This window comes from Gordonia crocea (genome assembly GCF_009932435.1).
In the GTDB taxonomy this organism is placed as follows: domain Bacteria; phylum Actinomycetota; class Actinomycetes; order Mycobacteriales; family Mycobacteriaceae; genus Gordonia; species Gordonia crocea.
Window position 1 is genome coordinate 268,544 of the sequence record NZ_BJOU01000001.1, and the last position, 18,448, is coordinate 286,991.

Genomic DNA, 18,448 nt, shown 5'->3' on the forward strand with positions numbered 1-18,448 from the left:
GTGCGTTGTGCTGGCGTAGTGGACCGGCCCCGACCGGGGCCGCTTTTCGCTATGGAGTTCTCAAGGTACGTGCGCGGCCCTTGGAGGCCGTCTCATCGGGCCGGGTTTAAGCCGCGGCGTGGTTGGCGAGGGTGAGGGTGCGTCGGTTGTGGCAGCGGATCGGTTCACCTCCTTCGGGTGGTTGGAACCAGGGGTGGCCGTCGATCCCGATCTGGATGTTCCAGCCTTTGCCGTGGACATAGGTGTGGTGATGCATGCTGCACAGCAGCACCGTGTTCTTGAGGTTCGTCTCGCCGCCGTCGGCCCAGTGCTGAATATGGTGACCTTGCTTGGATTGGGCCCGCTCGCTGGCGCTCCCGGCGCCCGGGCACCAGGCTGGTGGTCTGCCACAGCCGGGGAATTGGCAGCCACCGTCGCGGGCTTCGAGTGCTTTGCGCAGGGTGCCGGTGACGAAGCGTTGGGTACGTTTGGCGTCCAACGGCACCGAGTCCGCGGTGATCAACGCGGTGACTTCGGTGCTGCCGCAGGCGATCTCACGTGCGGTCTCGGCTGAGACCGAGCCGGTGAATCCCAACCGCGCGACCCGCGAATCTCCTTCACCACCGCTACCGACCAGGACAGGCAAGGGCACGGTCATGGTGATGTGCGGGACGACCCCGCCGACGGTCGGACGATTCCGTGATGCCAGGTATGCGGTGATCACGCTGACCAGGGCATCGGCGGTGCGTTGGGCCCTGGGACGCGGATCCGGGGAGCCATCAGGCGCTGGGATCGGCTTCGCGAGCGCATCCAGCGCGGTGTGGAGTTTCTCCCCGGACAGCTGATCCAGATCAGCTTCCAGGGTCACACGCCCCTCGTCGGTCCGGGTGATCGATGCTTGGTTCAACGACGGGTTGTCCGCCGGCGGGGTGGATGGCGGATCCAGGGGTGCCAACTCGTGGCCGAGTTCGCGCGCCATTTCCATGACTTGGGCGGGTTGATCGATCCGGGCATGCGCCAACAAGGTTGATGCGGTCTTGTCGCGCACCTCGGTGAATCCATCAGCCCCCATGCGGGTGGCGATGTGGTCGAGACCGCGGATCACCGCATCGGCATGGTCAACGGTGAGGTCGCCGTCGCGGACCTCGCGCACCAGGTTCGGCAGATCATCCAAGTGCTGCGCCAACCGGGCCACCCGGTTGACGGTGGCCGGCGCCAACGGCAACTCCCGCAACAAGTCCCGCCCGTTCTTCAACCGGTGCCGAACCGGGATACCGACGGCCTCGGCGCGAGCGGTCGCCGCGGCCAACAGATACGAGGCGATGTTGCCCATCCGCACCGCGGTGACCATCACCCCCAACAGAGCCTTGTCGTCGGCGATGGCTTCGGCCGAGGCCATCAAGGCACCCACACCGGTACCGGATTCGACCGCCGTCGGTGCCAAATCGTCGGCCAGTTCGGTGACGAATGCGGCGAGTTCGTCGTGGTTCATGAGACCCCCCATGCCCGGGTTCGCATCATCGTGTGCGGACTCGGTTAGAAACTGTGTGCTGTTCTGCTTCTATCTATACACCGAATCTACAACGGAGGTCGGACAAGCAGGCCACAGCGCTGTGACCTGCAGTTTCTGCGGTAAGGATCAGCGCCGCGGCCCGACGGGGACGAACTCGGTCACCTCCACCGAACTGGTGAACGACCGCGTGGCGAGCCGCTCGAATCGGATTGGGCGGTACTCGCCCGCGAACAGTGGCCTGCCGGCCCCGAACACCACGGGGTGGCGTTTCACGATCACCCGGTCGATCTCGTCCGCCAGTTGTCCGGCGAGGTTTGATCCACCACAGAGCCATACGTCGCCAACGTCCTTTGACTTGAGTCGGCGAACCACGTCGCTCGGTTCCTCGTCGGTGAATGTCACGTTCTCAGCGGGGGCATGGTCGCGGTGGCTGAACACAAATTGGTCCAGATGCGGATAGGGGCTGGTCGTTTCGGGCAGCCCCATGGCGTAGGTCTGCGCACCCATGACGACCGCACTGAAGCGACCCGCGGCTTGGTCGAGGCCCAGGTGCGCGGCGAGCTGGGTGGGTAGTGCATCCGGGTAGCGCTCGAAGAGATCGTCCATGTGGTCTCCCTCGGTCGCGAACTCGGAGAATTGATGATCGGGGCCGGCGATGAATCCGTCGAGTGAAACGGCCACAAGGTAGATGAGCTCAGACATGTATCGTCTCCAATCACGGCAACTGTAGTGGTTGGATAAGACTACGACGGAAGTAGTGGTTTCGTCTATCGTGTTTTCGTGGCGCGCAACGATGAACGGCGGGCAGAACTGGCCGACGCCGGGCTGACGATTCTCGCAACCGAGGGCAGTAGGGGGTTGACTCACCGCGCGGTGGATCGGATGGCCGGCGTTCCCCTCGGCACCACGTCGAACTACTTCCGCGACCGCGCTGCGCTGGTCGGTGGATTGGTGGAACGCATCGGCCAGCGGATCGCCCCGACCGAGGAATTCTTGGCGTCTCGCGCCAACAAGCCCCCGACGCGCGAGCTCTTCACCGAGTATCTGCAGAACATCGTCGACCGTCTCCTCGCTGAGCCCCATGTCACCCTGGCCCTGTTCGAACTGAGGCTGGAGAGCACCCGCCGGCCAGAGGTTGCCGAGGCGATCAGCAGGTGGCAGCGAGAGGGGTTTGAAGCCGACGTGGGGTTCAACATCGCTGCCGGATTCCCGGGGCGCGCGACGGAGATCGCGCTGTTCCACCACGCGATAGACGGTTTGGTCCTCGACCAGCTCACCTCACCACTGCTTGGTGAGACACCCACGACCGTTTTCGTCGAGCGCCTGGTGGAAGCCCTGCTACCCCGGGAGTGAGCGGCAAGCCCGATCCGTTTTGTATCGGTAGCTGCAGATACGGTAAGGTCTGATCTCGGTTCACGGGCCTATAGCTCAGGCGGTTAGAGCGCTTCGCTGATAACGAAGAGGTCGGAGGTTCAAGTCCTCCTAGGCCCACCAAACCCACACTTGCCGGACGCGAGGCGACCTCGTGAATGGCAAACGGGGCCTTAGCTCAGTTGGTAGAGCGCCGCCTTTGCAAGGCGGATGTCAGGAGTTCGAATCTCCTAGGCTCCACCAGAAATTCTTCACTCCTCCGGGTACAGCCACCGGCCGGCCAGCGGGGAGAGCACCAGAAACTCATGCGTCGCGGGCTCGGTGCGTCAGGACAGCTGCGAGCGGCCCTGCTCGATCACCGATTCCGCACTGGCGCCGACTCGGTCCACCCCACCGGTGCTCATCCACGCCTGGGCGGTGTCGGCCTCGGTCTGCAATTGCGGCGTTAGATGATCGTCGCGGATCCGTTGGTAGGAGCCGAGTAGGGCGGTCACCGCCGCCCGGTTGTTCGCGGCGATGTCGGAGGCGATCCGTGTGGCCAGCGGCAGCAAGTCGTCATGAGCGACCACTTCGGTGACCAGGCCGTGCGCCAAAGCGGACTCGGCGTCGACGAACATTCCACTCAAGGACATCCGCTTGGCAAACCCGAACCCGACCATCTCGGGAAGCCGTGCGCTCAGACCCCACAGCGGCATGACGCCGACCCGAGCGTGGGTATCGGCGAAGACCGCCCGCTCGGACGCCACCAGAATGTCGCAGGCCAGGGCGAGTTCGAGCCCACCGGTCACGGCGGGCCCGTTGATCGCTCCGATGATCGGCTTGTCGATGGGAGCCCACGGATGGCCGGTCGGCGTGTTCTCGAACGCTAACCCCGCCCAATCACCGCCGTCGGCCATCGCCTTGAGGTCGATGCCCGCACAGAACGCCGGGTCGGTACCGGTCAGGATGACCGCGGCAACCGTGTCGTCGGCACCCGCGTCGGCGATCGCCTGTTGGAGTCCGGCAATCAATCCCGCCGTCAAGGCGTTCCGCGACTCAGGTCGATTCAGCGTGATGATCGCAGTCGCGGCATCGCGGGTGACTTCGAGTTCGTTCGCCATAGTGAACACCCTTCAAGGGACCTAACAGGAAGTTGCCAGGTTCACACCGATATCCTGAATATTGTGTACGTCCCTCAGCGTGGGCGCCGACGGGCGTCGCTGCCGATGGCCTTGGTCGTCGGCGTTGCCGCCATTCTCGGCGTCACGCTCGTGACAGTACCGGCCAATGCCGCTCCGCAGGCAGAGTTCTTGGGCCGGGTTCCCCACGCCAACTGGTACGGCGCCTATATCCCGGTGGCCGGTGGAGCGCAGATCTACGCCGACGTACTCGTGCCGCGCGAGCGGTCCGGCAAGGTGCCGGTCGTCTTGGCGGTGGGTCCGTACTTCCAGCACCTGCGCGCGTCACGTCAGCGGCTGGCCGAGCGGGTGCCCGCGCAGCGGTACGACGACCTGGTCAAGGGCGCGCGTCTGCTGGAGCGCGGCTACGCGGTGGTGTTCGCCGACCTGCGCGGTTTCGCCAACAGCAGCGGGTGCCCCGACAACAGCGGTCCCGCCGACCGCAGCGACATCCGTCGGATTGTTCGGTGGGCGGCCAGCCAATCCTGGTCGTCGGGGAAAGTGGGCCTGTACGGGAAGTCCTATGACGGCGTGACCGGCCTGATGGCGGCGGGGGAGCGAATCCCCGGATTGGCCGCGGTGGTCGCCCAAGAACCGGTCTATGACTGGTACCGGTACCTGTACGGCAACGGCGTTCCCCGCACCACCCGCGTGGGAACACCGCTGTCGCTGGTCTATACCTCGATGAACCCGCCGCCGTCGAACGTCGATGTGTCCAGCCGCCAGTTCCAGGACTACCTGACCCGCTCGGCTGCCAACGTCATCAATCCCGGATGCGTACCGGCGGCGCTCGTGGCGACGCAGAGTGCCGGTGTCAACGACCCCTATTGGGTCTCGCGTCGGGTCCTCGGCAGGCTCCGCGGCTCGACGGTGCCGCTGTTCCTCTCGCAGGGATTCATCGATCAGAACACGCCGGCCGACGGTCTGGTTGACCTGTTGCGCAACGTGTCCGGACCGGTTACCGGGTGGTTGGGGATGTGGGACCACGTCCGTGGCAACGACACCGACCGGAGCGCGATGATGGGCCACGCGACCGACCGCTCGTCGACCGGGCGAACCGACTATCTGGACCAGGTCGCCGCGTTTTACGGTCACTACCTCAAGGGCGAAGGCCCGCGTCCCACCGGGTTTTACGTTCAGGACAACACCGGATCGTGGCGCGTCCAGAACCAGTGGCCGCTGCGGTCGTCGGTTCGCCGAGTCGCCCTGACCACAGGTGCGTACCGGTTCAACGGACAGCAGGTCGCCACCAAGGTGCCGTTCCGCAATCGTTGGGCCTCGACACAGATCGACGGCGCTGCCGCATCCTTTGGCGTCCTGCAGCGCACGTTCGACGACGCGGCGAACGGCGTGTGGACGTTGCTCCCCCCCGAGGCCGCGGCGATCAGGATCAGCGGCGCACCGCGTATCACCCTGCGGACACGGTTGGCCGGCGGCCACAATCCGGGAACCACGCCGGTGGCGGTGGACCTGTATGACGTCGCGCCGTCGGGCCAGGCCATCTTGATCTCCCAGAACGTCTCAATGCTGGGGCCGAAGACGACCTCATTCCGGCTTTTCGCGACCGACTGGGTCGTTGCACCCGGGCACCGGCTGGCGATCCGGGTCACCGACTCCAACCGTGGCCGATGGGACTACTACGCGGTACCGCCGAATGCGGTGACGGTAAACGTCGTCGGCGGTGAGGCTCTGCTCCCGTTGGCGCCGGTGGTGTCCGGCACGCGGACGACAGGTACCTCGAACACCAGTCTCGAGGGTCATTTGCGGTGGTACCGATACCCGGTGCCCCGCCGATAGCGCGTCGGAGTCAGCGCCCGCCGAGGACGAAGATCAGGTAGGTCGCCAACCCGAGCCCCAGAGCGGTCAGATAGGCCCACCCGATGATGAGGGCCGCGACCGCGTACGGATCGCCGGTCTCACCGGTCTGGGCGATCTCGCGACGGGCCTTGCGGCCGAGATAGACCCCGAACGGGGCGGAGATACCGAAGAAGGAACACAGCAACGCCGGAATGGCGTTCTTGTTCAGTTGCGGCTCCGGCTTGGCGGGCAGCGCATGCGGCTTGGCCGACGCGGTCCCCGACGATGAGCCATGAGGCGTTGCGGGCTTGGCCGGAGCAGTGGGCTTGGCCGGGGTATTCGCGGCAGCCGAGGCGGGCCGGGGTGTGGGAGCGGGTGCCGGTTGGGGAACCGGGCGTGGGGCGGGCGGCGCCTTCGGCGGCTGATTGGTCGATGCCGGCGGGGTGGCGGGCGGCCGCGGGTGGCCTGCCGGGGGACGAGGGCCCTGCTGGGCAGGTGTGGCCGACGGCTTGCCGACGGGTGGGATCACCGTCGTCGGCTGGGAGGCGTTCGGGCGCGGCGGCTGCGATTGGGGCCCAGACGATTGGGGACCAGAGGGTTGGGTGGGCCGGTTCGACGGAACCGGGGGCCGCCGCCGAGCCGGCGGAGGAGGCGCGGGCGTCCACGATCGGCCGCGAGTGCCCGACCCCGACGGAGGCGGGATCGGTTGACGGGTCATCGGTGACGGCGCGGGACGACGGTCCAGGGGGCTTCCGCCCGCCGAACCGCCGGTGCGCTCATCTGAACTCATGCGCCAAAACTACCCGTAGTTGGCTTCTCAGCGCGTGAAGTCAGTCACGCGCGGCGGCGCGGGGGCGATCGGGTCGCGCCCGGAGGCGTCGAGTCGGCGCCGCAGGACGGTCACGGCGACCGCCGCGGCAAATGCCGCGGCCAGCGCGATGGCTACAGTTCGCAAACCCATGGCTACAGCCTGCCAAACTCCGGAGTCACGACCAAACCGGCGACCCGCCGATTCGGGCCACCCCGCCCCCGAGCGCCGGGGAAATGATTGGATGGCGGGGTGACGAATACAGCAATCATCCACACCAATCGCGGCGACATCACCGTGACGTTGTTCCCGAACCACGCACCGAAGACCGTGGCCAACTTCACCGGGCTGGCCGACGGATCCAAGGAGTACAGCACTTCGAACGCTCAGGGTGGTGACTCCGGACCGTTCTACGATGGCTCGGTGTTCCACCGAGTCATCGACGGCTTCATGATCCAGGGCGGTGACCCGACGGGCACCGGCCGCGGCGGCCCCGGTTACAAGTTCGAGGACGAGTTCCACCCGGAGCTCTCCTTCGACCGGCCTTACCTGCTCGCCATGGCGAACGCCGGTCCCGGAACCAACGGTTCCCAGTTCTTCATCACCGTCGGCCCGACGCCGCACCTGAACCGGCGCCACACCATCTTCGGCGAGGTGCTCGACGAGGAGTCCCGCAAGATCGTCGACGCCATTGCGACGACGGCGACCGGCCCCGGTGACCGCCCGGTCGACGAGGTGGTCATCGAATCGGTCGAGTTGCAGGACTAGTCATCAGCACTCCGACTCAACGGCCGGGTTCCGCGGCGATGCGGACCCGGCCGTTGGCCACTTACGCGCTGGTCGCTATCAATGTCGCGGTCTACGCGATCTGCGTCGCGCAGGCCCGAACCGGCGACTTCTACGGATTCGTCGATTCCTCAGTCTTCAACTATTCGACGCTGACCCCGGGTGATATTGCCGATCACGAGTATTGGCGTCTGCTGACATCGGGTTTCTTGCACCTGTCCCCGATCCACATCGGGGTCAACATGATCTCGCTGTACATCCTGGGAACCATGCTCGAGCCCATCCTGGGCACCGGCCGCTTCCTGCTCATCTACCTGATCTCCCTCTTCGGCGGCAGTGCGGCGGTGGCGATCTTCGCGGGCGACAACACCGCGACCGCGGGCGCCTCCGGTGCGATCTACGGGTTGATGGGCGCGATGCTCGTCATCGTGCTCAAACTCAAGGCGCCCGCCGGCCAGGTGATCGCGATCATCGCGATCAACCTGCTGCTGTCGATCACCGTTCCGGGCATCTCACTGGTCGGTCACGTCGGCGGCCTCGTGTTCGGGGCGCTGGCGACCGCGTTGGCCCTGTACATTCCCGACCTCGTCATCGGCCGGCAGACGCCGACCGTTCCGCTGCGCAAGCGGGCGACCGGTACCGCGTGGGCGGCACTGGTCGTTGCCCTGGTCGTCGCCGTCGCGCTGGGGATCGCCGCTCCCGCCCTCCGTTAGCCAGTTCACAGGAACCTCCCAGGTGTCGGATACGTCATAGTCGGGTTGAGGGCGCTACGTTCAACGGGATCAGGCGGGCGGTCCCCCTCCGCCACCGCTGATCCTTACGAAAGGAACAACCCCGATGCGCTTTGCAGACCATCACCGCGGCGGACGCGGTGGCCCTGGTGGACACGGTGGACATGGCGGCCCCCCCGGACGTGGACGCGACGATTGGGGCCGCGGCCCGCGCCCCCGTCGTCGTCGCCGTTACTGGGACCCGCGCTACCGCCGCTACTACTGGGGCTGGTACTGAGCCGGTCTGAACCAACAGGCTGAGAAGAACCCGATCGCGACCGCGGTCGGGTTTCTTCATGTCCCAGATTCCCAGCAAGCTGACAGGAATAGGCCAGTGCGTGCGGAAGGTTGTGGCCTACATTTTGGTGTAGAGAACCGGTGCCGGGCTGACCCGGCACCGATGGTGCACGCGAGCACGGCCAGTACCGAAACGAAAGGGAGATGCGCGATATGTTCTACATACCGCTTCGGCGCAGCCGTCGGCTGGCCGCATGCACGTGGGGCCCGGAGGACAAGTCCCGAAAAGCAAAGTCCAAGTCGCGCTTCTACAACGAGAAGACTGGCCGTTGGGAATGGCGGTACTGCTACTGACCCGTTTCGACGGGGAAGCCGGCCTGCGCGAGCACATCGGCGACGGCGTGGGGATCAGCGCCCAGGTCCCAGCGTCCAAACACCACCAACCGTGAATTGTCCGGCGGCAGTCCCCGCCGCCCGGACTCGGTACCGCGTGACTCTTCGGTGGCCAGATCCAATTCCAACTGGGCCGTTCGGCGACCGATGTGGCGCATCGACAGCACCCGGATTCGGTGCACGTCCTCGGGCGGATACGACTGTTGGCCGGTGAGGGTCCGCACGGTCAACAGATTGTCGTGCACCGCCAAGCGGGGGCGCAGCCGAAGGGCCGACACGCCGAAGAAGACCAGGCCGGCCGCGGCGATCACGATCAGCACCAGCCCGACCGGGTCGAGGTGCACCGCCCAGGCACCGACGACGAGGGCCACCGCACCCGCCAACAGCGCATAGCCGAATCCGGCCGGGGTTGACCAAGATGCCTGCATCGACGCTCCTACGAATACTTGTCCACAGGGGTTACCCACAGTGTGGATGAATTACACACATGTAATTTCCACAGTGTGGATAACCCGCGAGGGGGTGGTGGTGCGCCGCTAGCGCCAGCGCATGGTCATCAACAGACCGGCCACCATCAGGGCAAAGCCGATGAGGAAGTTCCAGGCGCCGAGGTCGGCCATCCACTTCAGGAACTGGCCGTCATTGCTGTACAGACCGGTCTGGGCGGCGAGGTAGTACACGATCAGCCAGACGAGGCCGAGCAGCATCAACCCGAACATCACGCTCTGGTAGATCAAACCCGACGGCCCGGCCTTGACCTTGACCGGAGTCCGGCTCGCGCTGGAGATCGTGTAGTCGGTCTTCTTACGGACTTTTGACTTGGGCATACGTCAACTATCCCACGACCGGGCGGTAGCCTGTCCACGTGAGTCAGGAAAACCGGATCCTCGTGGTCGACAACTACGACAGCTTCGTCTACAACCTCGTCCAATACTTGGGGCAGCTGGGCGTGTCGGTCGAGGTCTGGCGCAACGATGATCCCCGCCTCACCGAGCGTCCGCTGACCGAGACGATCACCGAATTCGCCGGCGTGCTGCTGAGCCCGGGGCCGGGTACCCCGGAGCGGGCGGGCGCCACGATGGACGTCGTGCGGGCCGCCACCACGACGCGGACGCCGGTGCTGGGCGTGTGCCTGGGCCACCAGGCGATCGGCGCGGTATTTGGCGCGACCGTCGACCGGGCTCCCGAGTTGCTGCACGGCAAGACCTCAACCGTCCGCCACGACGGCCAAGGCGTGTTGGCGGGGCTGCCCAACCCGTTCACCGCCACGCGCTACCACTCGTTGACCGTGCTCCCGGAGACCATCCCCGACGAGCTGCACGTCACCGGCCGCACGGAGAGCGGCATCGTCATGGCGATGCTGCACACGGACCTGCCGATCCACGGCGTGCAGTTCCACCCGGAGAGCGTCCTCACCGAGGGTGGGCATCGCATGCTCGCGAACTGGTTGGCGGTCTGCGGGATCGCGGTCGACGAAGCGCTCGTCGACCGGCTCGAAGCACAACTCGCGGCGGCCCTGGACTAACCGATCAGTCGGCTTTCGCCGACGACGATACTGACGCCGTCGTCCTTGCGGATGGCCGAACCGGCCGGCGGGTCTTGGCCGACGACACGTCCGTTGCTGCGATGTCCGAGTGGCAGTCCGCGCTTCGACTGGGTCAGCGTCGAGGCCCGCCATCCGGCGGCGGCGAGCGCCGCCCGAGCCTGGCCGGGGGTCTTGCCGAGCAGGTTGGGCACGATGAACATGTTGCCGCGGGAAATCGTGACCGTCACGGTCTGATCGTCGGTGATGGTGGCGCCCGGGCCCGGGTCCGTGGTGACGACCTCGCCGCGCGGCAGCTCCGAATCCCCGAGGACGACGGTCATCTTCAGCCCGAGTTGCTTGAGGATGGCACGCGCCCGGTCCTCGGTCTCACCGACGAGCTCGGGGATCGTGACTTCCTTCGGGCCCTCACCGATGTGCACGACGATGACCGAGTTCACCGGGGTCTCCGCGCCCGCCGGCGGGGTGGTGTTCACCGCCTTGTCGAGCAGATCCTTCGGCGAGTTCACCTTGTCGGTCTTGACGGTGGTGAAGCCGAGGAGGTTGAGCGCCTTGACGGCATCCTCCTTGGATTTACCCCGGACGTCGGGAACCTTGTTGCGCTGCGGCCCGGTCGACACGTACAGCGTCACCTCAGAGCCCTCCGCGGCGCGCACATCCCCGCCCGGGGTCGACCGTGTGGCATTGCCGGCGGGGATGTCGAGGCTGGCCTCTTCCATCTTCTTGACCCGGAATCCGATTTGGGTCAGCAGCTGTTCGGCCTGGTCACCGGACATGCCGGTGATGGTGGGTACGGTGACCTGGCGCGCCGGACCCGACCACGGCGCCCACACGATGAGGCCCCCGAGCAGGATCACCACGGCAGCGATGATGGCCGCGGCACGCAGCCGCCGCTGTCGGTACACCTGGCGTTCGCCGCCGGCATCCCGGTCGCGTCGGCCGCCGGGAGTCGGGCGCACCAGTTGGCGCGGCCCGCTGTCGATCAGATCGGTCCGTTCCGCCTCGGACATGATCATCGGCGCCGCCGGGCGTTGACCCGACAGCACCCGGATGAGGTCGGCGCGGAACTCCGCGGCGGTCTGGTAGCGGTTCGCCGGGTTCTTGCTGATCGCCTTGAGGATGACCGAGTCGAGCTCGGGTGGAATGTCGGGGCGCACATCCGACGGCAGTGGCGGGTCCTCGTGGACGTGTTGGTGGGCCACGGCCACCGGGGAGTCCCCGGTGAACGGCGGCTCACCGGTGAGCAGCTCGAAAAGCACACAGCCCATCGAATAGATGTCGCTGCGCGGATCGACCTTCAGACCGCGGGCCTGCTCCGGGGACAGGTACTGGGCGGTGCCCATCACCGCGGAGGTCTGCGTCATCGTCGCCGACGTGTCGTTCATCGCGCGCGCAATGCCGAAGTCCATGACCTTGACCGCACCGGTGCGGTCGATCATGACGTTGGCCGGCTTCATATCCCGGTGCACGATGCCGGCGCGGTGGGAGAAGTCCATCGCCGCCGCCACGTCGGCCATCCAGGTCAGGGCCTGCCGCGGCGCCAGCGGGCCGTCGGCGCGGAGGATGTCGCGAAGCGTTTCGCCCTCGACGTACTCCATGACGATGAACGGAAGCGGCCCGTCCTCGGTCTGGGCTTCCCCGGTGTCGAAGACCTGGACGATCGTCGGATGGTTCAGCTTGGCCGCATTCTGCGCCTCGCGGCGGAAACGCAGATAGAAACTCGGGTCGCGGGCCAGATCCGCGCGCAGCACCTTGATGGCGACGTCCCGGTTCAACAGGAGGTCCCGGGCGAAGTGCACTTCGGACATGCCGCCGAAGCCGAGTGTTTCGCCGAGCTGGTAACGGTCCGAGAGGTGGTGGGGGGTCGACGTCATTGCGCTATCCCGGCAGTCCTGGGATGCGGAACGGCGGCCACTGTGCCGTCGGGGCGCCCGGGTCCGGGGGCATGTCCTCGGGACGCGGCTTGGTCCGGGTACGGGTCGGTGGTGTTGTCGTCGTCGTCGTCGTGGTGGTCGTGTCGTCGTCGGTGGTCGTCGTGGTGGTGGTGGTGGTCGGTTTCGTCGTGGTCCGGGGGGTGGTGCGCGTGGTCTGCGGCGGCGTGGGGGTATCGCGCACGACCGTCGTCGTCGGCGTGACCGTCGGCGAGTTGTTCATCTGTGAGACGAGGTAGCCCACCAGGACGAGGGCGGTCAGCAGCAGCATCACCGCGATCGCGGCCAGGGCTTTCTGGCCACCGGTCCAGCCACCGTCCGTGGCTGTCGGAGTGGAACGACGAGCGGCAGCGGAGGACGATCCGGCCGCGGCCGTGCGGCGAACCGCGGCGGGAGCGACGGCAGCATTCGACGCGGTGCGCGGAGTGGGCAGCGACCGGCCGGCACGGACGGCGGCAACGGCATCGGCGAACTCGCCACCGCTGGCGAATCGCTGCTGCGGGTCCTTGGCCAGTGTCGTCTCGACGAGCTCGCGCACGTCGGCGGGAAGATTGGCCGGCAACGGCGGCGGCGCCTCCTGGATGTGCTTCATCGCGATGGTGATCGCACCGTCGCCCTGGAACGGGCGGCGCCCGGTCAGCGCCTCGTAGCCGACCACGCCCAGCGAGTAGACGTCGGAGGCAGACGTCGCCTCGCCGCCGTTGGCCTGCTCGGGCGAGATGTATTGGGCGGTGCCCATGACGATGCCGGTCTGTGTCACCGGTGCCGCGTCGGCGGCCTTGGCGATGCCGAAGTCGGTGATCTTCACCTTCCCCTCGGGGGTGATGAGGATGTTGCCGGGTTTGACGTCGCGGTGGACCAGGCCCTTCTCATGGGCGGCCTGCAGGGCGCGCCCGGTCTGCTCGAGCATGTCGAGGGTGTTGGCGACCGGAAGCTTGCCCATCCGGGAGATGACGGCGTTGAGCGGCTCGCCGTCGACGAGCTCCATCACCAGATAGGCCAGCGCCTGCCCGCCATTGCGGTCGGGGGTCTCGCCATAGTCGAAGACGCCGGCGATCCCGGGATCGTTCAAGCGGGCGGTGGTCTGCGCCTCAGCGCGGAACCGGCCGATGAACTCCGGATCGGTCGAGTACTCCGACTTCAGCACCTTCACGGCGACGCGCCGGTTGAGCCGGGTGTCGAGCGCTTCCCACACCTGGCCCATTCCGCCCGTCGCGATCAACCGCATGAGCCGGTAGCGATCGGCGATCACTGTGCCTTGTTGCAGCGTCATCGTCCGCCACCTCCTCTCAATGCTGTCTCAATCACTGCGCGTCCTATGGGTGCTGCTACCGAAGCTCCCGTGGTGTCGGTTCCCAACTGTCCGTTCTCCACGACGACCGCCACCGCCACCCGGGCGTTGGTGGAGGGACCGAACGCGATGTACCACGCGTAGGGCACCTCGCCGGTGGCCGGACCGGCCGAGTGCTCGGCTGTCCCGGTTTTCGACGCGATGGTGACCGGTCCCCCCGACTGGCGCTCGGAGTCGATCATCAGCGAGGTCAGGATTGCTGTCTGCGCGGAACTGACCGGCTCGTTGACCGTCGCCGGCGAGGTCGTCGACAGCGTTCGGAGGTCGGGTGCTTGTAGCTTATCGACCAGATAGGGCTGCATGCGCACCCCACCGTTGGCTATTGTCGCCGCTATCACCGCGTTCTGCAGCGCGGACACCCGGACGTTGAACTGCCCGATCGCCGACTGGCCGAGTTGGGCGCGGTTCTCGATGGTGCCCACGGTTGACTTGGCGCGCACCGGAAGAGGGATCGTCGGCGTCGGTTCGTCGAGTCCGAACCGCTTGGCCGTCTCGATCAGCGCGGCCTCGGGAAGCTTCATCTTGTTGACCACCAGGTCGACGAATGCAGTGTTGCACGAGTACTGAAACGCTTGGGCCAGCGTTACGGTTCCGTCGACCGCACCCGGGCAGGGCTTGTTCCCGTAGTTGGTGAGCTTCGTCGACGATTCCGGCAGGGTGATGCTGCGGGCCGCGGTGAGCCGGATGTCGGGGTTGATGCCGTCGCGCAGCGCGGCCGCGGTGGTGATCACCTTGAAGGTCGAACCCGGCGGGTAGAGCTGGTCGAGCGGGCGGTTCAGCATGGGATCGGACTTGTTCGCCGGATCGTTCCAGGTCGACCACGCGCGCTCACGGGTCTGCGCATTGTGGCTGGCCAGCTTGTTGGGGTCGAAGGACGGGGTACTGACCAGGGCGAGGATCTTGCCGGTGCTCGGTTCGATGGCGACGGCGGCGCCGCGGCACGGACCGTCGCAGCGCCCGTTCATCAAGGCGTCGTAGGCGGCCCGCTGCAGATCGGCGCGGATCGTCGTGACGACGTTGCCGCCACGGGGGTCGCGGCCGGCGAACATGTCCATGAAGCGTTGACCGAACAGCTGATCGTCGTTGCCGTTGAGGATGGAATCCTCGGCCAGTTCGATTCCGGAGCTGCGGTACTGGAACGAGTAGTAGCCGGTCACCGGGGCGAACGCGGACGCGGTCGCGGCCGGGTAGGAGCGCAGGAAGCGCAGTTCGCCGTTGGTCGGGACCGACTGGGCGATCACGTCCGGGCCGGCGGTGATCGCGCCGCGCTGGCGCCCGTATTCGTCGAGCAGCACCCGGTTGTTGCCGGGGTTGGCGCGCAGCTCGTTGGCCCGAAACACCTGGATGTAGGTGACGTTGGCCAGCAGGGCGACGATGAGGAGGCAGACGAGCATGCCGATGCGCTGGATCGGTTTGTTCATCGGTCACCCCCGATGGGGATCACGCTGGTCGGGATGGCGGTCAGCGCCGGGCCGGGGGTCGGGCGCCGTTGGGGCTCGCGCGCGGCGTTGGAGATCCGGATGAGCAGCGCGACCAGGATGAAGTTCGCCAACAGCGACGACCCGCCGTAAGAAATGAAGGGCGTGGTCAACCCGGTCAGCGGGATGAGTTTCGTGACGCCGCCGACCACGACGAACAGCTGGACCGCGACGGTGGCGGCCAGCCCGGTCGCGGCGAGTTTGCCGAAGCTGTCGCGGACGGTGACCGCGGTGCGCAGCCCCCGCATTACCAGCACGAGGTAGAGGCACAATTACCAGCACGAGGTAGAGGCACAGCACGGCGGCGAGCCCGACGAGGCCGAGTTCCTCGCCGATCGTCGCGATGATGAAGTCGGTGTTGGCGAACGGGACGATGTTGGGGCGCCCGGATCCCAGGCCGGTTCCGAAGAGACCGCCGGTGGCGAGGCCGAACATGCTTTGCACGATCTGCAGGCCGTCGCCGGTCGGGTCGGCGAACGGGTCGATCCAGATCTGCACCCGGGTTTGCAGGTGGGTGAAGAGCAGGTAGGCGACCACCGCGCCGGCGAGGAAGAGCGGAAGGCCGATCACGACCCAACCGATCTTGTCGGTGGCGACGTACAACATGATCAGGATCGTCATGTAGATGAGCAGCGGGGCGCCGAGGTCCTTCTGCAGGATGAAGATGAGGATCGCCACCGCCCACGCGAGGAGGAGCGGGCCCAGATCGCGGGCGCGCGGGACGTCGAACCGGCCGATCCGGCGCCCGGCGGTGGTGAACAGGTCGCGTTTGCCGACCAGGACCGCGGCGGTGAACAGGATCAGCGCGATCTTGGCGAACTCGCCGGGTTGGATCGAGAAGAACGGCGTGACGATCCAGTTCTTCGACCCGTAGACGCGCGAATTCGGCAGCAGGATCGGGATGACCAGGAACACGAGGCCGCCCAGGCCCAACGTGTAGGCATACCGGGCGATGGTGCGATGGTCGCGGATCAGGGCGAGGACCAAGACGAAGACGATGATGCCGATGAGCGTCCACCACACCTGCTGGTCGGCGTTGTTGCGGATCTCGGCCTGTCCGTCGACGGATTCGCCCGGTCGAGCGGCACCGAGGTCGAGTCGGTGGATGAGGACCAGTCCGAGCCCGTTGAGGATCGCGACGATGGGCAGGAACAACGGGTCGGCGTGCGGGGCGAAGAAGCGGACCGCCAGGTGGGCGACCGCGTACAGCGCCACATAGGCGGCGAGGTACTTCACCAGGTCCCACCCGATCGGTTGGGACTGCGCGGTTTCGACGATGAGCAATGCCACCGCGACGAGTCCCACGGCGAAACCGATGAGGGTCAGCTCGGTTCGGCGGGCGCGGTTCTTCGGCTTGTCCGTCGAGGCCGTGGACGGGCTCACGGTCGGCGCGCTCATCGGGCCCCTCGGCAGGGTCCGTCGGTGACGGTCGGTGCGGGCGGCGCGGGTTGTGGTTGTTCGGGCGGCGGCGCGGGTGCGGGGGCCGGCGGCGTGGCCGGCCGGCACATCGGCAACAGCATCAGTCCGCGGACGCGCTCGTGCATGTCGTCGAGGGACAGGTTGCGCACCTTGTGTTCGCGCACCGCGTTGCGGTCGAGTTCGGCCAGGGCGGCCACCGGCAGCGGGTTGCAGGCCGCGGTTTGGTCGGCGACGAAGGTGATCTTCGGGTGCTCGGCGGCGAGGTCGTCGATGCAGACCCGCTCGGCCGGGGAGTTCAGCGTGAACCAGAACACCGGGTCCGGGGAACCGCGGTAGACGACGATGTTGCCGTCGTCGACCTGCAGGAAGTGATTGGCGTCGAGCTTGGATCGGGTGATCAGGGTGGCGACGGCCACCGTCGCGATCAGCAGCGCGATCACCGCGAGGGTGACCCACCGCCGCCAGCGGCGCTTCGGCCGCGTCGGCTGTTCCTCCTCGAGGCTGACCGCGACGGGTTTGGCCGGCTCCGGAGACGGCCGCAGCGCCGCTGCGCGGCCCGCGGCCGACGAGGGATCGGGGGTGTAGACGGCCTCGCCATCCCCGCCAGCCGCTCCGCCGAGGATCGGTCGCGATTCGCCGTACTCGGTGTCGACGACGTCGGCGAGGACGACCGTCACGTTGTCGGGGCCCCCGCTGCGCAGCGCCAATTCGATCAGCCGGTCGGCGCACGCGGACAGCGACTCGACCGAACCGAGGGTGTCACCGATCGTCTCCTCGGACACGACGTCGGAGAGCCCGTCCGAACAGAGGAGGTAGCGGTCCCCGGCGCGCGCCTCGCGCATCGTGAGGGTGGGGTCGACCTCGGTGCCGGTCAGCGCGCGCATGATCAGCGAGCGCTGGGGGTGGGTGTGTGCCTGGTCGGCGCTGATGCGCCCCTCGTCGACGAGCGCCTGGACGAAGGTGTCGTCGCGGGTGATCTGCGAGACCTCGCCGTCGCGGAAGAGGTAGGCGCGGGAGTCGCCGACGTGGCAGAGCCCGACCCGTGTCCCGGAGAACAACAGGGCGGTCAGGGTGGTCCCCATGCCGTCGAGTTCGGGGTTGGCGTCGACCTGGGCGGCGATGGCGTCGTTGCCCAGGTCCATCGCGCGGTGCAGCAGCCCGAGGATGTCGCCGCCGGGCTCGTCGTCGTCGAGGGGTTGCATGGCCTGGATGACCAGCTGGCTGGCGACTTCGCCGGCGGCGTGGCCGCCCATGCCGTCGGCGAGCGCGAGCAACCGGGGACCGGCGTAGACGGAGTCCTCGTTGTTCGAGCGGACGAGTCCGCGGTCGCTGCGGGCGACGTATTCCAAGACGAGGGTCACGGGCGCAACTCGATCACGGTCTTGCCGATGCGGATCGGGGTGTTGAGGGGGACCCGGACCGAGGTGGTGACCTTGGCGCGGTCGAGGTAGGTGCCGTTCGTCGACCCGAGGTCTTCGAGGTACCAGTCGTCGCCGCGCCGGGACAGCCGCGCGTGGCGCTCGGAGGCGTAGTCGTCGGTGAGGACGAGGGTGGAGTCGTCGGCGCGGCCCAGCAGCAGGGGTTGGTCGCCCAACGAGATGCGGGTGTTGGCGAGGGCCCCGCCGGTGACGACGAGGTAGCGGGCCGAGCCGCGGGCCCGTTTGGTCCGGGGTCGCGAGGTGAAGGATCGGCCGCCGACCATCGGGCGTCCGGCGGCGGCGGACAGGTCGGTGCGCAGCGCCCGGATGGTCGCGTAGACGAAAAGCCACAGCAGGATGAGGAAACCGATGCGGGAGAACTGCAGAATCAAACCCTGCATGCCGCACCGCCTTCCGTTTCCGCCCACCGTCCGCAACTGTGGACGGTCGCGCCCGGCGACCGCGGGGCGCTGGTCGTGGGACCAACCGTCATCTTA

General features: G+C 67.2%; 17 protein-coding genes, 2 tRNA genes and 1 pseudogene. 7 read left to right on the forward strand and 13 right to left on the reverse strand.

Annotation, left to right across the window (positions count from 1 at the left end; all coding sequences use genetic code 11):
• Positions 1 to 106: 106 nt before the first annotated feature.
• Positions 107 to 1,471, reverse strand: coding sequence for an HNH endonuclease signature motif containing protein (locus nbrcactino_RS01220; RefSeq protein ID WP_161925712.1), 1,365 nt, complete (start codon positions 1,469 to 1,471; stop codon positions 107 to 109).
• A gap of 147 nt (positions 1,472 to 1,618) precedes the next feature.
• On the reverse strand, positions 1,619 to 2,194 hold the full coding sequence (locus tag nbrcactino_RS01225; protein WP_161925713.1) for a dihydrofolate reductase family protein: 576 nt from the start codon (positions 2,192 to 2,194) through the stop codon (positions 1,619 to 1,621).
• A gap of 78 nt (positions 2,195 to 2,272) precedes the next feature.
• Between nbrcactino_RS01225 and nbrcactino_RS01230 the strand changes: the two genes are divergently transcribed.
• The 3 genes from nbrcactino_RS01230 (at position 2,273) to nbrcactino_RS01240 (ending at position 3,106) form a co-directional block, all read left to right on the forward strand.
• Positions 2,273 to 2,845: a TetR/AcrR family transcriptional regulator gene (locus tag nbrcactino_RS01230; RefSeq protein ID WP_161925714.1), complete on the forward strand. Its 573-nt coding sequence runs from the start codon at positions 2,273 to 2,275 to the stop codon at positions 2,843 to 2,845.
• Positions 2,846 to 2,909: 64 nt separating this feature from the next.
• Positions 2,910 to 2,986 (forward strand) — tRNA-Ile (locus tag nbrcactino_RS01235).
• A 44-nt stretch (positions 2,987 to 3,030) separates the two neighbouring features.
• A tRNA-Ala gene (locus tag nbrcactino_RS01240) sits at positions 3,031 to 3,106 on the forward strand.
• 83 nt (positions 3,107 to 3,189) lie between these two features.
• On the opposite strand, the gene nbrcactino_RS01245 is transcribed toward nbrcactino_RS01240, so the two are convergent.
• Positions 3,190 to 3,963 carry an enoyl-CoA hydratase gene (locus tag nbrcactino_RS01245; protein ID WP_161925715.1) on the reverse strand — a complete coding sequence of 258 codons (774 nt, stop codon included), beginning with the start codon at positions 3,961 to 3,963 and terminating at the stop codon, positions 3,190 to 3,192.
• Positions 3,964 to 4,026: 63 nt separating this feature from the next.
• Here nbrcactino_RS01245 and nbrcactino_RS01250 point away from each other — a divergent pair, with 63 nt between their 5' ends.
• The gene (locus tag nbrcactino_RS01250; protein ID WP_228460607.1) at positions 4,027 to 5,817 is read left to right on the forward strand and encodes a CocE/NonD family hydrolase; all 1,791 of its coding nucleotides are present in this window, start codon (positions 4,027 to 4,029) and stop codon (positions 5,815 to 5,817) included.
• A 10-nt stretch (positions 5,818 to 5,827) separates the two neighbouring features.
• On the opposite strand, the gene nbrcactino_RS18315 is transcribed toward nbrcactino_RS01250, so the two are convergent.
• Together nbrcactino_RS18315 and nbrcactino_RS01260 are read right to left on the reverse strand one after the other, a co-directional pair.
• Positions 5,828 to 6,346, reverse strand: coding sequence for a DUF4190 domain-containing protein (locus nbrcactino_RS18315; protein ID WP_161925716.1), 519 nt, complete (start codon positions 6,344 to 6,346; stop codon positions 5,828 to 5,830).
• 288 nt (positions 6,347 to 6,634) lie between these two features.
• Positions 6,635 to 6,778 (reverse strand): hypothetical protein, encoded by a 144-nt coding sequence (locus nbrcactino_RS01260; protein ID WP_161925717.1) that lies wholly within the window; start codon positions 6,776 to 6,778, stop codon positions 6,635 to 6,637.
• A 99-nt stretch (positions 6,779 to 6,877) separates the two neighbouring features.
• Between nbrcactino_RS01260 and nbrcactino_RS01265 the strand changes: the two genes are divergently transcribed.
• Together nbrcactino_RS01265 and nbrcactino_RS01270 are read left to right on the forward strand one after the other, a co-directional pair.
• Complete coding sequence (locus nbrcactino_RS01265; protein ID WP_371864449.1) at positions 6,878 to 7,393, forward strand: peptidylprolyl isomerase; 516 nt, start codon at positions 6,878 to 6,880, stop codon at positions 7,391 to 7,393.
• A 53-nt stretch (positions 7,394 to 7,446) separates the two neighbouring features.
• Positions 7,447 to 8,124: a rhomboid family intramembrane serine protease gene (locus tag nbrcactino_RS01270; protein ID WP_228460608.1), complete on the forward strand. Its 678-nt coding sequence runs from the start codon at positions 7,447 to 7,449 to the stop codon at positions 8,122 to 8,124.
• Positions 8,125 to 8,765: 641 nt separating this feature from the next.
• Here the strand turns inward: nbrcactino_RS01270 and nbrcactino_RS01275 are convergent.
• Together nbrcactino_RS01275 and crgA are read right to left on the reverse strand one after the other, a co-directional pair.
• Positions 8,766 to 9,239, reverse strand: a complete 474-nt coding sequence (locus tag nbrcactino_RS01275; protein WP_161925719.1) for a PH domain-containing protein — start codon at positions 9,237 to 9,239, stop codon at positions 8,766 to 8,768.
• Positions 9,240 to 9,347: 108 nt separating this feature from the next.
• Positions 9,348 to 9,638: a cell division protein CrgA gene (gene crgA / locus nbrcactino_RS01280; protein WP_161925720.1), complete on the reverse strand. Its 291-nt coding sequence runs from the start codon at positions 9,636 to 9,638 to the stop codon at positions 9,348 to 9,350.
• A 38-nt stretch (positions 9,639 to 9,676) separates the two neighbouring features.
• On the opposite strand from crgA, the gene nbrcactino_RS01285 reads away from it, so the two are divergent.
• Positions 9,677 to 10,336 (forward strand): aminodeoxychorismate/anthranilate synthase component II, encoded by a 660-nt coding sequence (locus nbrcactino_RS01285; RefSeq protein WP_161925721.1) that lies wholly within the window; start codon positions 9,677 to 9,679, stop codon positions 10,334 to 10,336.
• Here the strand turns inward: nbrcactino_RS01285 and pknB are convergent.
• From pknB to nbrcactino_RS01315, 6 genes and pseudogenes are all read right to left on the reverse strand, one after another.
• A complete protein-coding gene (gene pknB / locus nbrcactino_RS01290; RefSeq protein WP_161925722.1) occupies positions 10,333 to 12,228 on the reverse strand; it encodes a Stk1 family PASTA domain-containing Ser/Thr kinase in 1,896 nt (631 codons plus the stop codon). The two genes, nbrcactino_RS01285 and pknB, sit on opposite strands and share 4 nt — an antisense overlap.
• 4 nt (positions 12,229 to 12,232) lie before the next feature.
• Positions 12,233 to 13,558, reverse strand: a complete 1,326-nt coding sequence (locus tag nbrcactino_RS01295) for a serine/threonine-protein kinase (RefSeq protein WP_161925723.1) — start codon at positions 13,556 to 13,558, stop codon at positions 12,233 to 12,235.
• A complete protein-coding gene (locus tag nbrcactino_RS01300) occupies positions 13,555 to 15,057 on the reverse strand; it encodes a penicillin-binding transpeptidase domain-containing protein (RefSeq protein ID WP_161925724.1) in 1,503 nt (500 codons plus the stop codon). Before nbrcactino_RS01300 ends, nbrcactino_RS01295 begins: the two co-directional genes overlap by 4 nt.
• Positions 15,054 to 16,512 (reverse strand): annotated as a pseudogene (locus nbrcactino_RS01305) (FtsW/RodA/SpoVE family cell cycle protein). The gene nbrcactino_RS01300 and the pseudogene nbrcactino_RS01305 overlap by 4 nt, the downstream one beginning before the upstream one ends.
• Positions 16,509 to 17,894, reverse strand: coding sequence for a PP2C family protein-serine/threonine phosphatase (locus nbrcactino_RS18410; protein ID WP_161925725.1), 1,386 nt, complete (start codon positions 17,892 to 17,894; stop codon positions 16,509 to 16,511). The pseudogene nbrcactino_RS01305 and the gene nbrcactino_RS18410 overlap by 4 nt, the downstream one beginning before the upstream one ends.
• Positions 17,891 to 18,352, reverse strand: coding sequence for an FHA domain-containing protein FhaB/FipA (locus nbrcactino_RS01315; RefSeq protein WP_161925726.1), 462 nt, complete (start codon positions 18,350 to 18,352; stop codon positions 17,891 to 17,893). Before nbrcactino_RS01315 ends, nbrcactino_RS18410 begins: the two co-directional genes overlap by 4 nt.
• Between the last annotated feature and the right edge of the window lie 96 nt (positions 18,353 to 18,448).